At 69.8% G+C, this 15,380-nt stretch carries 11 protein-coding genes and 1 tRNA gene; 1 reads left to right on the top strand and 11 read right to left on the bottom strand.

The genetic code is table 11. The annotated features are described in order from the left end of the window. Positions 1–60 precede the first annotated feature (60 nt). The 10 genes from INN71_RS00835 to INN71_RS00790 all read right to left on the bottom strand — a co-directional run bounded on the left by INN71_RS00835 (position 61) and on the right by INN71_RS00790 (position 13,079). Positions 61–3,957, bottom strand: a complete 3,897-nt coding sequence (locus INN71_RS00835) for a DNA-directed RNA polymerase subunit beta' (protein ID WP_277497344.1) — start codon at positions 3,955–3,957, stop codon at positions 61–63. 85 nt (positions 3,958–4,042) lie between these two features. Next, positions 4,043–7,558 carry a DNA-directed RNA polymerase subunit beta gene (gene rpoB / locus INN71_RS00830; protein WP_301799223.1) on the bottom strand — a complete coding sequence of 1,172 codons (3,516 nt, stop codon included), beginning with the start codon at positions 7,556–7,558 and terminating at the stop codon, positions 4,043–4,045. A gap of 244 nt (positions 7,559–7,802) precedes the next feature. Then, the gene (locus INN71_RS00825; protein WP_277497346.1) at positions 7,803–8,753 is read right to left on the bottom strand and encodes an ABC transporter ATP-binding protein; all 951 of its coding nucleotides are present in this window, start codon (positions 8,751–8,753) and stop codon (positions 7,803–7,805) included. Positions 8,754–8,982: 229 nt separating this feature from the next. Further along, on the bottom strand, positions 8,983–9,369 hold the full coding sequence (rplL, locus tag INN71_RS00820; RefSeq protein ID WP_277497347.1) for a 50S ribosomal protein L7/L12: 387 nt from the start codon (positions 9,367–9,369) through the stop codon (positions 8,983–8,985). A 78-nt stretch (positions 9,370–9,447) separates the two neighbouring features. Then, positions 9,448–10,074: a 50S ribosomal protein L10 gene (gene rplJ, locus INN71_RS00815; protein ID WP_277497348.1), complete on the bottom strand. Its 627-nt coding sequence runs from the start codon at positions 10,072–10,074 to the stop codon at positions 9,448–9,450. A 352-nt stretch (positions 10,075–10,426) separates the two neighbouring features. Beyond that, positions 10,427–11,140: a 50S ribosomal protein L1 gene (gene rplA, locus INN71_RS00810; RefSeq protein WP_277497349.1), complete on the bottom strand. Its 714-nt coding sequence runs from the start codon at positions 11,138–11,140 to the stop codon at positions 10,427–10,429. A gap of 103 nt (positions 11,141–11,243) precedes the next feature. Beyond that, a complete protein-coding gene (rplK, locus tag INN71_RS00805) occupies positions 11,244–11,672 on the bottom strand; it encodes a 50S ribosomal protein L11 (RefSeq protein WP_277497350.1) in 429 nt (142 codons plus the stop codon). A 109-nt stretch (positions 11,673–11,781) separates the two neighbouring features. After that, positions 11,782–12,624 (bottom strand): transcription termination/antitermination protein NusG, encoded by an 843-nt coding sequence (gene nusG / locus INN71_RS00800; protein WP_277497351.1) that lies wholly within the window; start codon positions 12,622–12,624, stop codon positions 11,782–11,784. Between the two features lie 57 nt (positions 12,625–12,681). Beyond that, complete coding sequence (gene secE, locus INN71_RS00795) at positions 12,682–12,942, bottom strand: preprotein translocase subunit SecE (protein WP_346812509.1); 261 nt, start codon at positions 12,940–12,942, stop codon at positions 12,682–12,684. 64 nt (positions 12,943–13,006) lie between these two features. Beyond that, positions 13,007–13,079 (bottom strand) — tRNA-Trp (locus INN71_RS00790). 149 nt (positions 13,080–13,228) lie between these two features. Here INN71_RS00790 and INN71_RS00785 point away from each other — a divergent pair. Further along, the gene (locus tag INN71_RS00785) at positions 13,229–14,284 is read left to right on the top strand and encodes an adenosine deaminase (RefSeq protein WP_277497352.1); all 1,056 of its coding nucleotides are present in this window, start codon (positions 13,229–13,231) and stop codon (positions 14,282–14,284) included. On the opposite strand, the gene INN71_RS00780 is transcribed toward INN71_RS00785, so the two are convergent. Then, positions 14,281–15,378: a UDP-N-acetylmuramate dehydrogenase gene (locus INN71_RS00780; RefSeq protein ID WP_277497503.1), complete on the bottom strand. Its 1,098-nt coding sequence runs from the start codon at positions 15,376–15,378 to the stop codon at positions 14,281–14,283. The genes INN71_RS00785 and INN71_RS00780 overlap by 4 nt on opposite strands. Positions 15,379–15,380: the final 2 nt, after the last annotated feature.

Here is a 15,380-nt window from a genome sequence, read left to right as displayed (position 1 = left end):
GACGCGGACCGGCCCGCCCCCGCGTGCTGCGGGGACGGGCCGGTCGGTCTGACGCGTCGATCAGGCCTGGTAGGACCCGAAGTCGAAGTCGTCCAGAGCGACGGCCTGGCCGCCACCCGTGTTGCCGAACTCGTAGTCGTAGGAGTCGTAGCCCTGGACCGAGTACGCCGCCGCGCGGGCCTCCTCCGTGGGCTCCACCCGCACGTTGCGGTACCGCTCGAGACCGGTGCCCGCCGGGATCAGCTTGCCGATGATCACGTTCTCCTTCAGGCCGCGCAGGCTGTCGGAGCGACCGTTGATCGCCGCGTCCGTGAGCACCCGGGTGGTCTCCTGGAAGGAGGCCGCCGAGAGCCACGACTCGGTGGCGAGCGAGGCCTTCGTGATGCCCATCAGCACCGGACGACCCGAGGCCGGCTTGCCGCCCTCGGACACCACGCGCCGGTTCTCCGTCTCGAACCGCACGCGGTCGACGAGGTCGGAGGGCAGCAGGTGGGTGTCGCCCGACTCGATGACCGTCACGCGACGCAGCATCTGCCGCACGATGATCTCGATGTGCTTGTCGTGGATCGCCACGCCCTGGCTGCGGTACACGCGCTGGACCTCGTCCACCAGGTGCTTCTGCGCGGCACGCACGCCGAGGATGCGCAGGACGTCCTGCGGGTCCTCCGTGCCCAGCGTCAGCTTCTGGCCGACCTCCACGTGGTCGCCGTCGGCGACCAGGAGGCGCAGGCGCTTCGAGACCGGGTACTCCTGCTCCTCGGAGCCGTCGTCCGGCGTGACGACCACCGTGCGCGCCTTGTCCGTGTCGTCGATGCGCACGCGGCCGGCGGCCTCGGCGATCGGCGAACGACCCTTGGGCGAGCGCGCCTCGAACAGCTCGACCACGCGGGGCAGACCCTGCGTGATGTCGTCGGCCGAGGCCACACCACCCGTGTGGAAGGTACGCATCGTCAGCTGCGTGCCGGGCTCGCCGATCGACTGGGCGGCGATGATGCCGACCGCCTCGCCGATGTCCACGAGCTTGCCGGTCGCCAGCGAGCGGCCGTAGCACTTCGCGCAGGTGCCGGTGGCCGCCTCGCAGGTGAGCACCGAGCGGACCCGGACCTCCTCGATGCCGGCCTCGACGAGCTGCGCGATCTTGACGTCGCCGAGGTCGCCGCCCGCCTCGACCAGCACCTCGCCGGTCTCGGGGTGGGTGATCTCGGTCGACGCGGAGCGGGCGTACGCCGCGGTCTCCACGTTCTCCGCCTTGCGGACGACGCCGTCCTCGCCGCGCTCGCCGATCTGCTTGGGCAGACCACGCTCGGTGCCGCAGTCGTCCTCACGGATGATGACGTCCTGCGACACGTCGACGAGACGACGCGTCAGGTAGCCCGAGTCGGCCGTCCGCAGCGCGGTGTCGGCCAGACCCTTGCGGGCACCGTGGGTGGCGATGAAGTACTCCAGGACCGTCAGGCCCTCGCGGAAGTTGGACTTGATCGGCCGCGGGATGATCTCGCCCTTCGGGTTGGCCACGAGACCTCGCATGGCCGCCACCTGACGGATCTGGTTCATGTTCCCGGAGGCGCCCGAGTCGACCATCATGTAGATGGGGTTGGCCCGGTCGAAGTTCTTCTCCATCGCCGAACCGACCTTGTCGGCCGCCTGCGTCCAGATCTCGATGAGCTCCTGGCGACGCTCGTCGTCGGTGATCAGACCACGCTCGTACTGCTTCTGGATCTTCTCCGCGAGCGCCTCGGAACCCTTGAGGATCTCGGCCTTCTCGGCGTCCGGGGTCGTGACGTCGTCGATCGAGACGGTCACGCCCGAGCGGGTCGCCCAGTGGAAGCCGGTGTCCTTCAGGGCGTCCAGGGACGCCGCGACCTCGACCTTGCTGTAGCGCTCGGCCAGGTCGTTGACGATCGCGCCCAGCTGCTTCTTGCCCACCTCGTAGTTCACGAAGGGGTAGTCGCCCGGGAGCGTGTCGTTGAAGATTGCGCGGCCCAGGGTCGTCGTCAGCGCGACGGTCCGGCCCGGCTCGAAGCCCTCGACCTCCTCGCCGAGCGGCGGCACGACGTCGTCGAAACGGATCGTGACCTTGCTCTGCAGGGTGATCTCGCCGCGGTCGAACGCCATGATCGCCTCGGACGGCGTGCGGAACGCACGACCCTCGCCGGGCTCGCCCTCGCGGTCGGTCGTCAGCCAGAAGAGGCCGATGATCATGTCCTGCGACGGCATCGTCACGGGACGGCCGTCCGACGGCTTGAGGATGTTGTTCGTCGACAGCATGAGGATGCGGGCCTCGGCCTGCGCCTCCGCGGACAGCGGCAGGTGCACGGCCATCTGGTCACCGTCGAAGTCGGCGTTGAACGCGCCGCACACGAGCGGGTGGATCTGGATGGCCTTGCCCTCGATCAGCTGCGGCTCGAAGGCCTGGATGCCGAGGCGGTGCAGCGTGGGTGCGCGGTTGAGCAGCACCGGGTGCTCGGTGATGACCTCCTCCAGCACGTCCCAGACCACGGCGTAGCGGGCGCCCGACGTGGCGCGCTCCACCATCCGCTTGGCCGACTTGATGTTCTGCGCGTGGGACAGGTCCACGAGGCGCTTCATCACGAACGGCTTGAAGAGCTCCAGCGCCATCTGCTTCGGCAGACCGCACTGGTGCAGCTTCAGCTGCGGGCCCGACACGATGACCGAGCGGCCCGAGTAGTCGACGCGCTTGCCGAGCAGGTTCTGGCGGAAACGACCCTGCTTGCCCTTGAGCATGTCGGAGATCGACTTCAGCGGCCGGTTGCCCGGGCCCGTCACCGGACGACCACGGCGACCGTTGTCGAACAGCGAGTCCACGGCCTCCTGCAGCATCCGCTTCTCGTTGTTGACGATGATCTCCGGCGCGCCGAGGTCGAGCAGGCGCTTGAGCCGGTTGTTGCGGTTGATGACGCGGCGGTACAGGTCGTTCAGGTCCGACGTCGCGAAGCGACCACCGTCGAGCTGCACCATCGGGCGCAGCTCCGGCGGGATCACCGGGACGGCGTCGAGGACCATGCCGACCGGCTGGTTGCCCGTCTTGCGGAACGCGTCGACGACCTTGAGGCGCTTGAGCGCACGGACCTTCTTGGCGCCCTTGCCGTTGGCGATCGTGTCGCGCAGCGACTCGACCTCGGCCTCGATGTCGAAGTCCGCGAGGCGGCGCTGGATGGCGGCGGCGCCCATGAAGCCCTCGAAGTACTTGCCGAACCACGACTTCATCTCGCGGTAGAGCATCTCGTCGCCCATGAGGTCCTGGACCTTGAGGCTCTTGAAGGTGTCCCACACCTCGTTGAGGCGGTCGATCTCGCGCTGCGCGCGGTCGCGCAGCTGCTTCATCTCCCGCTCGGCGCCGTCGCGCACCTTGCGCTTGGCGTCGGCCTTGGCACCCTCGGCCTCGAGGGCCGCCAGGTCCTCCTCGAGCTTGCGCGCGCGGTCCTCGACCGAGGTGTCGCGGCGCTTCTCGAGCAGCTCGCGCTGCTGGGAGACCTTGCCCTCGAGCGAGGACAGGTCGCGGTGACGCGCCTCCTCGTCGACGGAGGTGATCATGTACGCCGCGAAGTAGATGACCTTCTCGAGGTCCTTCGGGGCGAGGTCGAGCAGGTAGCCGAGCCGGCTGGGAACACCCTTGAAGTACCAGATGTGGGTCACCGGGGCGGCGAGCTCGATGTGGCCCATCCGCTCGCGGCGCACCTTCGAGCGCGTCACCTCGACGCCGCAGCGCTCGCAGATGATGCCCTTGAAGCGGACCCGCTTGTACTTGCCGCAGTAGCACTCCCAGTCCCGGGTGGGACCGAAGATCTTCTCGCAGAAGAGGCCGTCACGCTCCGGCTTGAGCGTGCGGTAGTTGATGGTCTCGGGCTTCTTGACCTCACCGTGGCTCCAGGCACGGATGTCGTCCGGGCTGGCCAGCCCGATGCGGAGCTGGTCGAAGAAGTTCACGTCGAGCACGTTGGGTTGTCCTTCGTTAGTTCTGTGCGATCACGACTTGACCGAGGGGGCCGGGGCGCGCCGTACGACGCGCCCCGGCCGCACCTCAGACTTCCTCGACCGAGCTGGGCTCGCGCCGCGACAGGTCGATGCCGAGCTCCTCGGCGGCGCGGAAGACGTCCTCCTCCGCGTCGCGGAGCTCGATCATCGAGCCGTCCTGGCTGAGCACCTCGACGTTGAGGCAGAGGGACTGCATCTCCTTGACGAGCACCTTGAACGACTCCGGGATGCCCGAGTCGGGGATGTTCTCGCCCTTGACGATCGCCTCGTACACCTTCACGCGGCCCGGCACGTCGTCGGACTTGATGGTGAGCAGCTCCTGGAGGGCGTAGGCCGCGCCGTACGCCTCCATGGCCCACACCTCCATCTCGCCGAAGCGCTGGCCACCGAACTGGGCCTTACCGCCCAGCGGCTGCTGCGTGATCATCGAGTACGGACCCGTGCTGCGCGCGTGGATCTTGTCGTCGACCAGGTGGTGGAGCTTGAGGATGTACATGTAGCCCACCGACACGGGCGCCGGGAACGGCTCACCGGAACGGCCGTCGAACAGGTTGGCCTTGCCGGTGGAGTCGATCATGCGGACGCCGTCGCGGTTCGGGATCGTCGCGCCCAGCAGGCCCGTGATCTCGTCCTCGCGCGCACCGTCGAAGACCGGCGTCGCGACCTTCGAGTTCGGGTTCGCCTGGTCGGCGCCGATCGAGATCAGGCGCTGCTTCCAGTCGGCGGAGTCCGGGTCGCCCGAGAGGTTCAGGTCCCAGCCCTGCTTGGCGAGCCAGCCCAGGTGCAGCTCGAGGATCTGGCCGATGTTCATGCGTCGCGGCACACCCAGGGGGTTGAGCACGACGTCGACCGGCGTGCCGTCCTCCATGAACGGCATGTCCTCGATCGGCAGGATCTTCGCGATGACGCCCTTGTTGCCGTGACGGCCGGCGAGCTTGTCACCCACGGAGATCTTGCGCTTCTGCGCCACGTAGACGCGGACCAGCTGGTTCACGCCCGGGGGCAGCTCGTCGCCCTCCTCGCGGTCGAAGACGCGGACGCCGATGACCGTGCCGGACTCGCCGTGCGGCACCTTCATCGAGGTGTCGCGCACCTCGCGCGCCTTCTCGCCGAAGATCGCGCGGAGCAGGCGCTCCTCGGGGGTCAGCTCGGTCTCGCCCTTGGGCGTCACCTTGCCGACGAGGATGTCACCGGTCGTGACCTCGGCGCCGATGCGGATGATGCCGCGCTCGTCGAGGTCGGCCAGCATCTCCTCGGACACGTTCGGGATGTCCCGCGTGATGTCCTCGGGGCCGAGCTTGGTGTCGCGGGCGTCGACCTCGTGCTCCTCGATGTGGATCGAGGTGAGCATGTCCTCCTGCACGAGGCGCTGGCTGAGGATGATCGCGTCCTCGTAGTTGTGGCCCTGCCACGGCATGAACGCGACGAGCAGGTTCGCGCCCAGCGCCATCTCGGCGTCGTCGGTGCAGGGACCGTCCGCGATCGGCGTGCCGACCTCCACGCGGTCGCCCTCGTTGACGAGCGGGCGCTGGTTGATGCACGTGCCCTGGTTCGAGCGCTTGAACTTCGCGAGGCGGTACGTCGAGTACGTGCCGTCGTCGTTCATCGTCTCCACGGAGTCCGCGGAGACGTCCTTGACGACACCCGCGTTCTCGGCGACGACGACGTCGCCGGCGTCGACCGCGGCACGCAGCTCCATGCCCGTGCCGACGAACGGCGAGTCGCTGCGGATGAGCGGCACGGCCTGGCGCTGCATGTTGGCGCCCATGAGCGCGCGGTTGGCGTCGTCGTGCTCGAGGAACGGGATGAGCGCCGTCGCGACCGACACCATCTGGCGCGGCGAGACGTCCATGTAGTCCACCTCGTCGGCGAGGATCGCGTCGACCTCACCGTTCTTCTGGCGGACCAGGACGCGCTCCTCGACGAAGCGCATGTCGTCGTCGAGCGGGGCGTTCGCCTGCGCGATGACGTAGCGGTCCTCGTCGTCGGCCGTCAGGTAGTCGATCTGGTCGGTGACCTGACCCTCGACGACCTTGCGGTACGGCGTCTCCACGAACCCGAACGGGTTGATGCGGCCGAACGACGCGAGCGAGCCGATGAGGCCGATGTTCGGGCCCTCCGGCGTCTCGATCGGGCACATGCGGCCGTAGTGGCTGTGGTGGACGTCGCGGACCTCCATGCCGGCGCGGTCGCGCGAGAGACCACCCGGGCCGAGCGCGGAGAGGCGACGCTTGTGCGTCAGGCCCGCGATCGGGTTGGTCTGGTCCATGAACTGGCTCAGCTGCGAGGTGCCGAAGAACTCCTTCAGCGCCGCCACGACCGGCCGGATGTTGATGAGCGACTGCGGCGTGATCGCCTCGACGTCCTGCGTCGTCATGCGCTCGCGCACGACGCGCTCCATGCGGGCCAGACCGGTGCGGAGCTGGTTCTGGATCAGCTCGCCCACGGCGCGCATGCGGCGGTTGCCGAAGTGGTCGATGTCGTCCGCGGAGACCTTGACCGGCTTCTCGTCCGGACCGACGACGACCTGCCCGGTGGCGTCGGTGAAGTCGGGGGCCTCCTGCGGCACGCCGGCCTCGTGCAGCTGCACGAGGTAGCGGACCGTGGCGACGATGTCGTCGATCGTCAGCGTCTGCTGGTCGAAGGCCTGGCCGACACCCAGCTTCTTGTTGATCTTGTAGCGGCCGACCTTCGCCAGGTCGTAGCGCTTCGGGTTGAAGTAGTAGTTGTTCAGCAGCGTCTGCGCGGCCTCGCGCGTCGGCGGCTCGCCCGGGCGCAGCTTGCGGTAGATGTCGAGGAGCGCGTCGTCCTGGTTGGTGGTGTTGTCCTTCTCCAGGGTCAGCATCATCGACTCGTACTGGCCGAACTCCTCGCGGATCTGCTCGTTCGTCCAGCCGAGCGCCTTGAGGAGGACCGTGACGTTCTGCTTGCGCTTGCGGTCGAGGCGGACGCCGACCATGTCGCGCTTGTCGATCTCGAACTCGAGCCAGGCACCGCGCGAGGGGATGACCTTGGACGTGTAGATGTCCTTGTCCGAGGTCTTGTCGGCGGTGCGCTCGAAGTAGACGCCCGGGGAGCGGACGAGCTGGGAGACCACGACGCGCTCGGTGCCGTTGATGATGAAGGTGCCCTTGCGGGTCATCATGGGGAAGTCGCCCATGAAGACCGTCTGGCCCTTGATCTCACCGGTCTCGTTGTTGGTGAACTCGGCCGAGACGTAGAGCGGCCGGGAGTAGGTGAAGTCCTTCTCCTTGCACTCGTCCTCGGTGTACTTCGGGTCGACGAACACCGGGTTCTCGAACGAGAGCGACATCGTCTCGGAGAAGTCCTCGATGGGAGAGATCTCCTCGAAGATCTCCTCGAGACCCGACTTGGGCGAGACGTCCTCGCCGGCGTCGAGCCGGGCCTGGACCTGCTCCTCCCAGCCCTCGTCACCGATCAGCCACTGGAAGCTCTTGATCTGCAGGTCGAGCAGCTGGGGGACTTCCAGCGGCTCGCTGATCTTCGCGAAAGAGATGCGACGGGGGTTGTTACCAGCGTGGTTGCTCGCGGCCAAGACCATTCCTTCGGGGTAATCACGGAAGGGTGGCGCCGGCCGACCACTCGATCAGCCACCGGGCAGGCGATCGGCATATGAGGGCAGGCGCAAAGCGCAAACTTACCCTGTTCGTCAAGGGCGCGCAAGACACGGCGCACCAGGCGCCGCCGGCAGCCCGACGTCGCCGCGGATCATGACCCCCGTGGCGCGGAGGCGTCAAGACAACCCGCCGTACGACGGGCTCCCCGGCCGCACGGGGCCGGCAGGCTCAGCGCGCGAGCGCCGCCGACTGGCTCTCGAACGAGCCCGGCGGGGCGGTCAGGCCGTGCTCGCGCAGCCACGACCCGGGCTCGCGCTGGCTGCGCCGCGGGATGCCGTTCGACGGCTCGAGCTGCAGCGGGATCGGCGGCAGGGGCGGCAGCTCCTGGCCGGCCTCGGCCGCGAGCTCGCCCGCGTCCTTCTCCTCCGACATGCCGATGGGCCCGACGCGCTGCGCGTTGAGGAACTGGCGCACCACCGGCTCCTCCGAGCTCAGCAGCATCTCGCGGGGGCCGAACATCGCCAGGTGCTTGTGGTAGAGCAGCCCGATGTTGTCCGGGACCGTCCGGGCGGTGTTGATGTCGTGCGTGACGATGAGGAAGGTCGCGTCGATCTGGGCGTTGAGGTCCACGATCAGCTGGTTGAGGAACGCGGTGCGCACCGGGTCGAGGCCCGAGTCGGGCTCGTCGAACAGGACGATCTCCGGGTCGAGCACGAGCGCGCGGGCCAGGCCGGCACGCTTGCGCATGCCGCCCGAGATCTCGCCGGGCAGCTTGTCCTCGGCGCCGATGAGACCCACCAGGTCCATCTTCTCCATGACGATGTCGCGGATCTCCGACTCCGACTTGCGGGTGTGCTCGCGCAGCGGGAAGGCGACGTTGTCGTAGAGGTTCATCGACCCGAACATCGCGCCGTCCTGGAACAGCACGCCGAAGAGCTTCCGGATCTCGTAGAGGTCCTTCTCCGAGCAGGTGGCGATGTCGGTGCCCTCGATGACGATCGAGCCCGTCTCGGGCTTGAGCAGGCCGATGAGGGCCTTGAGGAAGACCGACTTCCCGGTGCCCGACGGGCCGAGCATCACGCAGATCTCGCCGGCGGGGACCGTCAGGCTGACGTCGCGCCAGATGACCTGCTTGCCGAAGGACTTGGTCAGTCCGTCGACCTTGATCTCCACACCCATGCGTGACACTCCCTCAGCGTTCGGGTCCACGGCACCCTCGTCGCGCGGTCGCGACCGGTCCACCCGGGTGGACAACTGCCGATGACACCCGATGTTACGCGCATCACTCACGACGGGTCGAGGCCGTCCGCGGACGCGACGAGGGCGGCCACCCCTGGGGGTGGCCGCCCTCGCGGCTGGTGCCGGGACGAGGTCCCGACGGGCCCGGGTCAACCGACCCGGGCAGGAGTCACTTGAGCGTGACCGTGGCGCCGGCGCCCTCGAGGGCCTCCTTGGCCTTCTCGGCCGTCTCCTTGTTGGCGCCCTCGAGGACGGCCTTGGGGGCCGACTCCACGAGCTCCTTGGCCTCCTTCAGGCCGAGGGAGGTCAGGGCGCGCACCTCCTTGATGACGTTGATCTTCTTCTCGCCCGCGGACTCGAGGACGACGTCGAACTCGTCCTTCTCGGCCTCGGCCTCGGCCGCGGGGGCGCCCGGGCCGGCAGCGGCCGCGACGGCGACCGGGGCGGCGGCGGTGACGCCGAACGTCTCCTCGAACTGCTTCACGAACTCGGAGAGCTCGATGAGGGTGAGCTCCTTGAAAGCCTCGAGGAGCTCGTCGGTGCTGAGCTTCGCCATGGTGGCGTTCCTTCCTTCTCAGGCCCGCGGCGGACGACCGACGGACCGGGTTATCTCAGGTGGTGGGGTGCCTCGGCCTCAGGCCTCGGCGGGGGTGTCCTCGGTGGCGTCCGCCGTGACGGGCTCCTCCGGGGACTCCTCGGCAGCGGCTGCGGCCGGCTCACCGGCACCACCTGCGAGGACTGTGGGGTCGTTCTCGGCCTTCTCCTGCAGGGCCGCGGCGAGCCGGGCGGTCTGCGAGGGGAGGGCGTTGAACGCGTAGAGCGCCTGGGACAGCGTCGCGGTCAGCGCGCCGGCAACCTTCGCCAGCAGCACCTCACGGGACTCGAGGTCGGCCAGCTTGGCGATCTCGGCAGCGTCGAGCTGCTTGCCGTCCAGGACGCCGCCCTTGATGACGAGGGCGGGGTTCGCCTTGGCAAAGTCACGCAGACCCTTGGCCGCCTCGACGACGTCGCCCTTGATGAAGGCGATCGCGGTCGGGCCGGTCAGCAGGTCGTCGAAGCCGTCGATGCCCACCTCGTTGGCGGCGATCTTGGCCAGCGTGTTCTTGACCACGGCGTAGTTGGCGTTCTCGCCGAGGGAGCGCCGCAGGGTCTGCAGCTCCTTCACGGTGAGACCGCGGTACTCGGTCAGCACAGCGCCGGCGGCATCGTTGAAGGACTCAACGATCTCCGCGACGGCGGCAGTCTTCTCTGGCCGCGCCATGGGTCTCCTTCCGAACTACGGTCGTCGAGACCGTCGCCCGGCCCGGAACGACGAACGCCCCGAGCGCAGGCTCGGGGCGTGGGCAGCGGCGCTCGCGCACCGGTTCTCACTCTCCGCACCTGCGCTGGTCGTCCGCTGCTGCGGAACCTTCGATCGCTCCGGGCCCGGGGGCACGACGCGACGACCGGCGGTCTCTGGTTGCAAGAGGGAACTGTACGGCGCGGGCGCCGCCGTACCTAATCGGGGTCGGTACGACGGGGCGGGACGACGGGGCCGGGTACGACGCAGGCCCGCCCCGGCGAACCGGGACGGGCCTGCGTGCTGCGTGCGGTGTCGGCGAGCGCCGGGGCGCTCAGGCCTCCTCGTCGGTCGCGACCGACTTGGTGCGGTTGGGGTCGACCTGGATGCCGGGGCCCATCGTCGTGGAGACGGTGACCTTCTTGATGTAGCGACCCTTGGAGGCCGACGGCTTGAGCCGCAGCACCTCCTCGAGGGCCGCGGCGTAGTTCTCCGCCAGCTGCGACTCGGAGAACGAGGCCTTGCCGATGATGAAGTGCAGGTTCGAGTGGCGGTCGACGCGGAACTCGATCTTGCCGCCCTTGATCTCCGTGACGGCCTTCGCGACGTCGGGCGTCACGGTGCCGGTCTTCGGGTTCGGCATGAGGCCACGGGGGCCGAGCACGCGGCCGAGGCGACCGACCTTGCCCATCATGTCGGGCGTCGCGACGACGGCGTCGAAGTCCGTCCAGCCGCCGCTGACCTTCTCGATCAGCTCGTCGCCACCGACGAAGTCGGCGCCGGCCTCACGGGCGGCGTCGGCCTTGTCGGCGTTCGCGAACACCAGGACGCGGGCGGTCTTGCCGGTGCCGTGGGGCAGGTTGACGGTGCCGCGCACCATCTGGTCCGCCTTGCGGGGGTCGACGCCGAGACGCATGACGACGTCCAGGGTCTCGTCGAACTTCTTCTTGCTCACCGACTTCGCGAGGGTGATGGCCTGCAGCGGGCTGTGGAGCTCGTCCTTGTCGAACGCCTCGGCCGCTGCGCGGTAGGTCTTGCTGCGCTGCATGTCTGGGTCTCTTTCCTGCCAGGTGTGGTCGTCGAGCCAGCGCGGCTCTGCCACAGGTGCGATGGGGGGCTCGTGACCGGTCGGGACCGGTCGACGGGCGAGGTCAGTCGGTGGTGATGCCCATGGAGCGGGCGGTCCCCTCGACGATCTTGATCGCGGCGTCGATGTCGTTCGCGTTCAGGTCGGGGAGCTTCGTCGTGGCGATCTCCCGGACCTGGTCCTTCGTCAGGTTCGCGACCTTGTCCTTGTGCGGGACGCTCGAGCCCTTCTTCAGGCCGGCGGCCTTCTTGATGAGCTCCGCGGCCGGCGGGGTCTTGGTGACGAAGGTGAACGAGCGGTCCTCGTAGATCGTGATCTCGACGGGCACCACGTTGCCGCGCATGGACTCCGTCTGGGCGTTGTACGCCTTGCAGAACTCCATGATGTTGACGCCGTGCGGACCGAGCGCGGTACCGACCGGCGGGGCGGGCGTCGCGGCGCCGGCCTGCAGCTGCACCTTGACGAGTGCAGCGATCTTCTTCTTCGGAGGCATGTCCTGGGTCCTCTTCCTGTTCTCGTGGTCTTGACGAGTCGGGCGCGTGCGCCGTCCTCTGCCACCTGGTGTCGCGGCTCCGACCGGAGCCAGCGGGTCCGACCTGCGGTCAGACCTTCTGGATCTGGTTGAAGCTCAGCTCGACCGGGGTCTCCCGGCCGAAGATCTCGACGAGGGCCTTGACCCTCTGCGACTCGGCGTTGATCTCCGTGATCGTCGCGTGGAGCGTGGCGAACGGGCCGTCCACCACCATCACCGAGTCGGACACGTCGAAGTCGGCGACCTCGACGGGGCGCTTGGTCTGCGGCGCGCCGGCGGCGGCGGGGATGCCCGCGGCCTGGGCGTCGGCCGCGGCCTTGGCCTCGACCGCCGGGGCGAGCATGCTCTCGACCTCCGAGAGGCTCAGCGGCACCGGCTGGTTGCTGTGGCCGACGAACCCGGTCACCGACGGCGTGTGGCGCACGGCGGCCCACGACTCGTCGGTCAGGTCCATGCGGACGAGGACGTAGCCGGGGAGCACGGTGCGGCGCACCAGCTTGCGCTGGCCGTTCTTGATCTCCGCGACCTCCTCGGTGGGGACCACGATCTCGTGGATGTAGTCCTCCATGTTGAGGGAGATGATGCGGTTCTCCAGGTTGGCCTTCACCCGGTTCTCCATGCCGGAGTAGGTGTGCACGACGAACCAGTCGCCGGGCTTCGCCCACAGCTCGCGGCGGAACTGCTCGAGGGGGTCCTCCTCCTCGGCGTCCGCGTCAGCGGTCCCCGCGTCGGCGTCCGACTCCTCGCCGAGGTCGTCGGCAGCGTCGACAGCGTCGTCGCCGAGGTCGACCTCGACGTCGTCGGCCTCCTCGTCGAGGACGAGGGTCGCGTCCTCCGCCTCCGGCGTGGTCTCGACCGTCGTCTCCTCGTCACCGAGGGCGTCGTGCTGCTCCGACACGTTCTGCTCCGTCATCTGTCCTTCTACTGCTGGGGATGTCGCGGTCTGCGACAGGGGTCGGTGGACCCGCGGTCACTCGCTCGTCGTGAAGATCTCGAAGCTCAGCCTTCCGAAGCCGAGGTCGAGGAGCGAGACGAGGACCATCATGACGAGCACGAAGACCATCACCACGATGAAGTAGGTGACGAGCTGCGGCTGCGTCGGCCAGACCACCTTGCGCAGCTCGGCGACGACCTGCTTGTAGTAGGTCAGCGGACCGGTCCGGGGCTTGCGCTCCTCCGGACCACGAGCGTCGTCGTCCCTCGAGCTGCGCACCGCGCTCTCGTCCGACACGCTGTCCACCCTTCGTCGCCTAGTGCGTCCGCGCTCCCGGGGACCGGGACCACGGTGTTCCTCGCAGGGCACGAGGGACTTGAACCCCCAACCTTCGGTTTTGGAGACCGATGCTCTGCCAGTTGAGCTAGTGCCCTACGGCGGCCTCGCGCACCCGGCGCCCCCGGTCTCCCGGGCGCAGCGGATCCTGTGGCAGGACCACCAGCAGCCGAGTGTAGGGGCTCGGGTCACGCCGCGTCCAAATGCGTCGCGGGGGCTGCTCGGGGGCCCACCTAGGGTGAGGGCCATGGACGCCCCGGCCCGCTCGATCACCACCCTGCCGAAGGCCCACCTGCACCTGCACTTCACCGGCTCGATGCGGCACGCGACGCTGCTCGAGCTGGCCGAGCGCGACGGGGTCGCGCTGCCCGACGCCCTGGTGCGCGACTGGCCGCCGCGGCTCTCGGCCGGCGACGAGAAGGGCTGGTTCCGCTTCCAGCGGCTCTACGACGTGGCCCGCTCGGTGCTGCGCACCCCCGACGACGTCCGCCGGCTCGTGCGGGAGGCGGCCGAGGACGACGTGCGCGACGGCGGTCGCTGGCTGGAGATCCAGGTCGACCCCAGCGGGTACGGCGCGCGGTTCGGCGGCATGACCGCCTTCACCGACCTCGTGCTCGACGCCGTGCGCGAGGCGTCGGCCGCCACCGGGCTCGGCATGGCCCTCGTGGTCGCCGCGAACCGCACGCGGCACCCCCTGGACGCACGGTCCCTGGCCCGCCTCGCGGCGCAGTACGCCGGACGCGGCGTCGTCGGCTTCGGTCTGTCCAACGACGAGCGGCGCGGCACGACGGCGGACTTCGCCCGCGCCTTCGCGATCGCCCGCCGCGCGGGCCTGGCGCTCGTGCCCCACGGCGGCGAGCTGCTGGGCCCCGCCTCGGTGACGGCGGTGCTCGACCACCTCGGCGCGGACCGCATCGGCCACGGCGTGCGGGCGGCCGACGACCCCCGGGTGCTCGACCGCGTGGTCGCGGCCGGCGTCGCCCTCGAGGTCTGCCCCACCTCGAACGTCTCCCTGGGGGTGTTCTCCGACCTCACCTCGGTGCCGCTGCCCGAGCTGCTCGCGGCGGGGGCGACCGTCGCGCTCGGCGCCGACGACCCGCTGCTGTTCGGCTCCCAGCTGGCGGGGCAGTACGCCACGATGCGCGCGGCGCACGAGCTGGGCGACGACGTGCTGGCCGACCTGGCGCGCATGTCGTTCCGGGCGGCGCGCATGCCCGAGGACCTCCGCGCCGCCTGCCTGGCCGACGTCGACGCCTGGCTGGCCGCCCCCGCCGGGGTCGGCAGCGCGGCTGGAGGCGCCTAGAGGGCGCAGCCCACCGTCACGGGCTCGTTGACGAGGCGCACGCCGTACGCCTGCTCGACGCCGTCACGCACGGCGCGGGCCAGCTCCAGCAGCTCGGCCGTCGTCGCCCCGCCGCGGTTGGTCAGCGCCAGCGCGTGCTTGGTCGACAGGCTCGCGCGGGCGCCGGGCCGCACGGCGTACCCCTTGCCGAACCCGGCGTGGTCGATGAGCCAGGCGGCGCTGGTCTTCACCCGCCCGTCGGGCTGGGGGAACGCCGGCGCCTCGGCCGGGAGGGCGGCCGCCTGCGCGGCGTCCAGGATCGGGTTGGTGAAGAAGGACCCGGCGCTCCAGGTGTCGGGGTCGGCGTCGTCCAGCACCATCCCCTTGCCCGTGCGCAGCGCGAGGACGGCGCGGCGCACGTCGGCGAGCGGCGCGCGCTCCCCCGGCTCGACGCCCAGGGTGCGGGCGAGCTCGGCGTAGCGGACGGGCCCCCCGAGGCGGCCCACGCGCAGCTGGAAGGTCACCTCGAGCACCAGGTAGCGGTCGGGCTCGGCCTTGAACCGGCTGTGGCGGTAGGCGAACCCGCAGTCGGCGGCGGGGAAGGTGCGCTGGCGGTCCTCGACGCGGTCCCAGGTGCGCACCGACGCGATCGTGTCGGCCACCTCCTGGCCGTAGGCGCCGACGTTCTGCACGGGGGTGGACCCGACGGCGCCCGGGATGCCCGACAGCGCCTCGAGCCCGACCCAGCCCTCGGTGACGGCGCGGGCCACGAACGGGTCCCACGGCTCCCCCGCCGCGACCGCGACGCTCACCCCGCTGCAGCTGGCCGCGTCACCGCCCTCGCCGTCGTGGTCGGCGACGACGCCACGCGTGGCGACCTTGACGACCGTGCCGTCGAAGCCCGCGTCGGCCACCACGAGGTTGGAGCCGCCCGCCACGAGGAGCACCGGCTCCCCCGCCGCGTCGGCCGCGCGCACGGCGGCCACGAGCTCGGTCTCGGTCGTGGCCTCGACGAAGTGGCGCGCCGGGCCCCCGAGACGCAGCGTCGTGTGGTCCGCCAGGAGCACGGGGGCGGGCACGGGGGCGGGCACGGGGTCGGGCACGGGGTCGGGCACGG

The organism is Nocardioides sp. ChNu-153, assembly GCF_030466625.1.
Classification (GTDB): Bacteria; Actinomycetota; Actinomycetes; order Propionibacteriales; family Nocardioidaceae; genus Nocardioides.
Note: the sequence above shows the minus strand (reverse complement) of the source record. Positions and strands in the feature narration are given on the sequence as shown.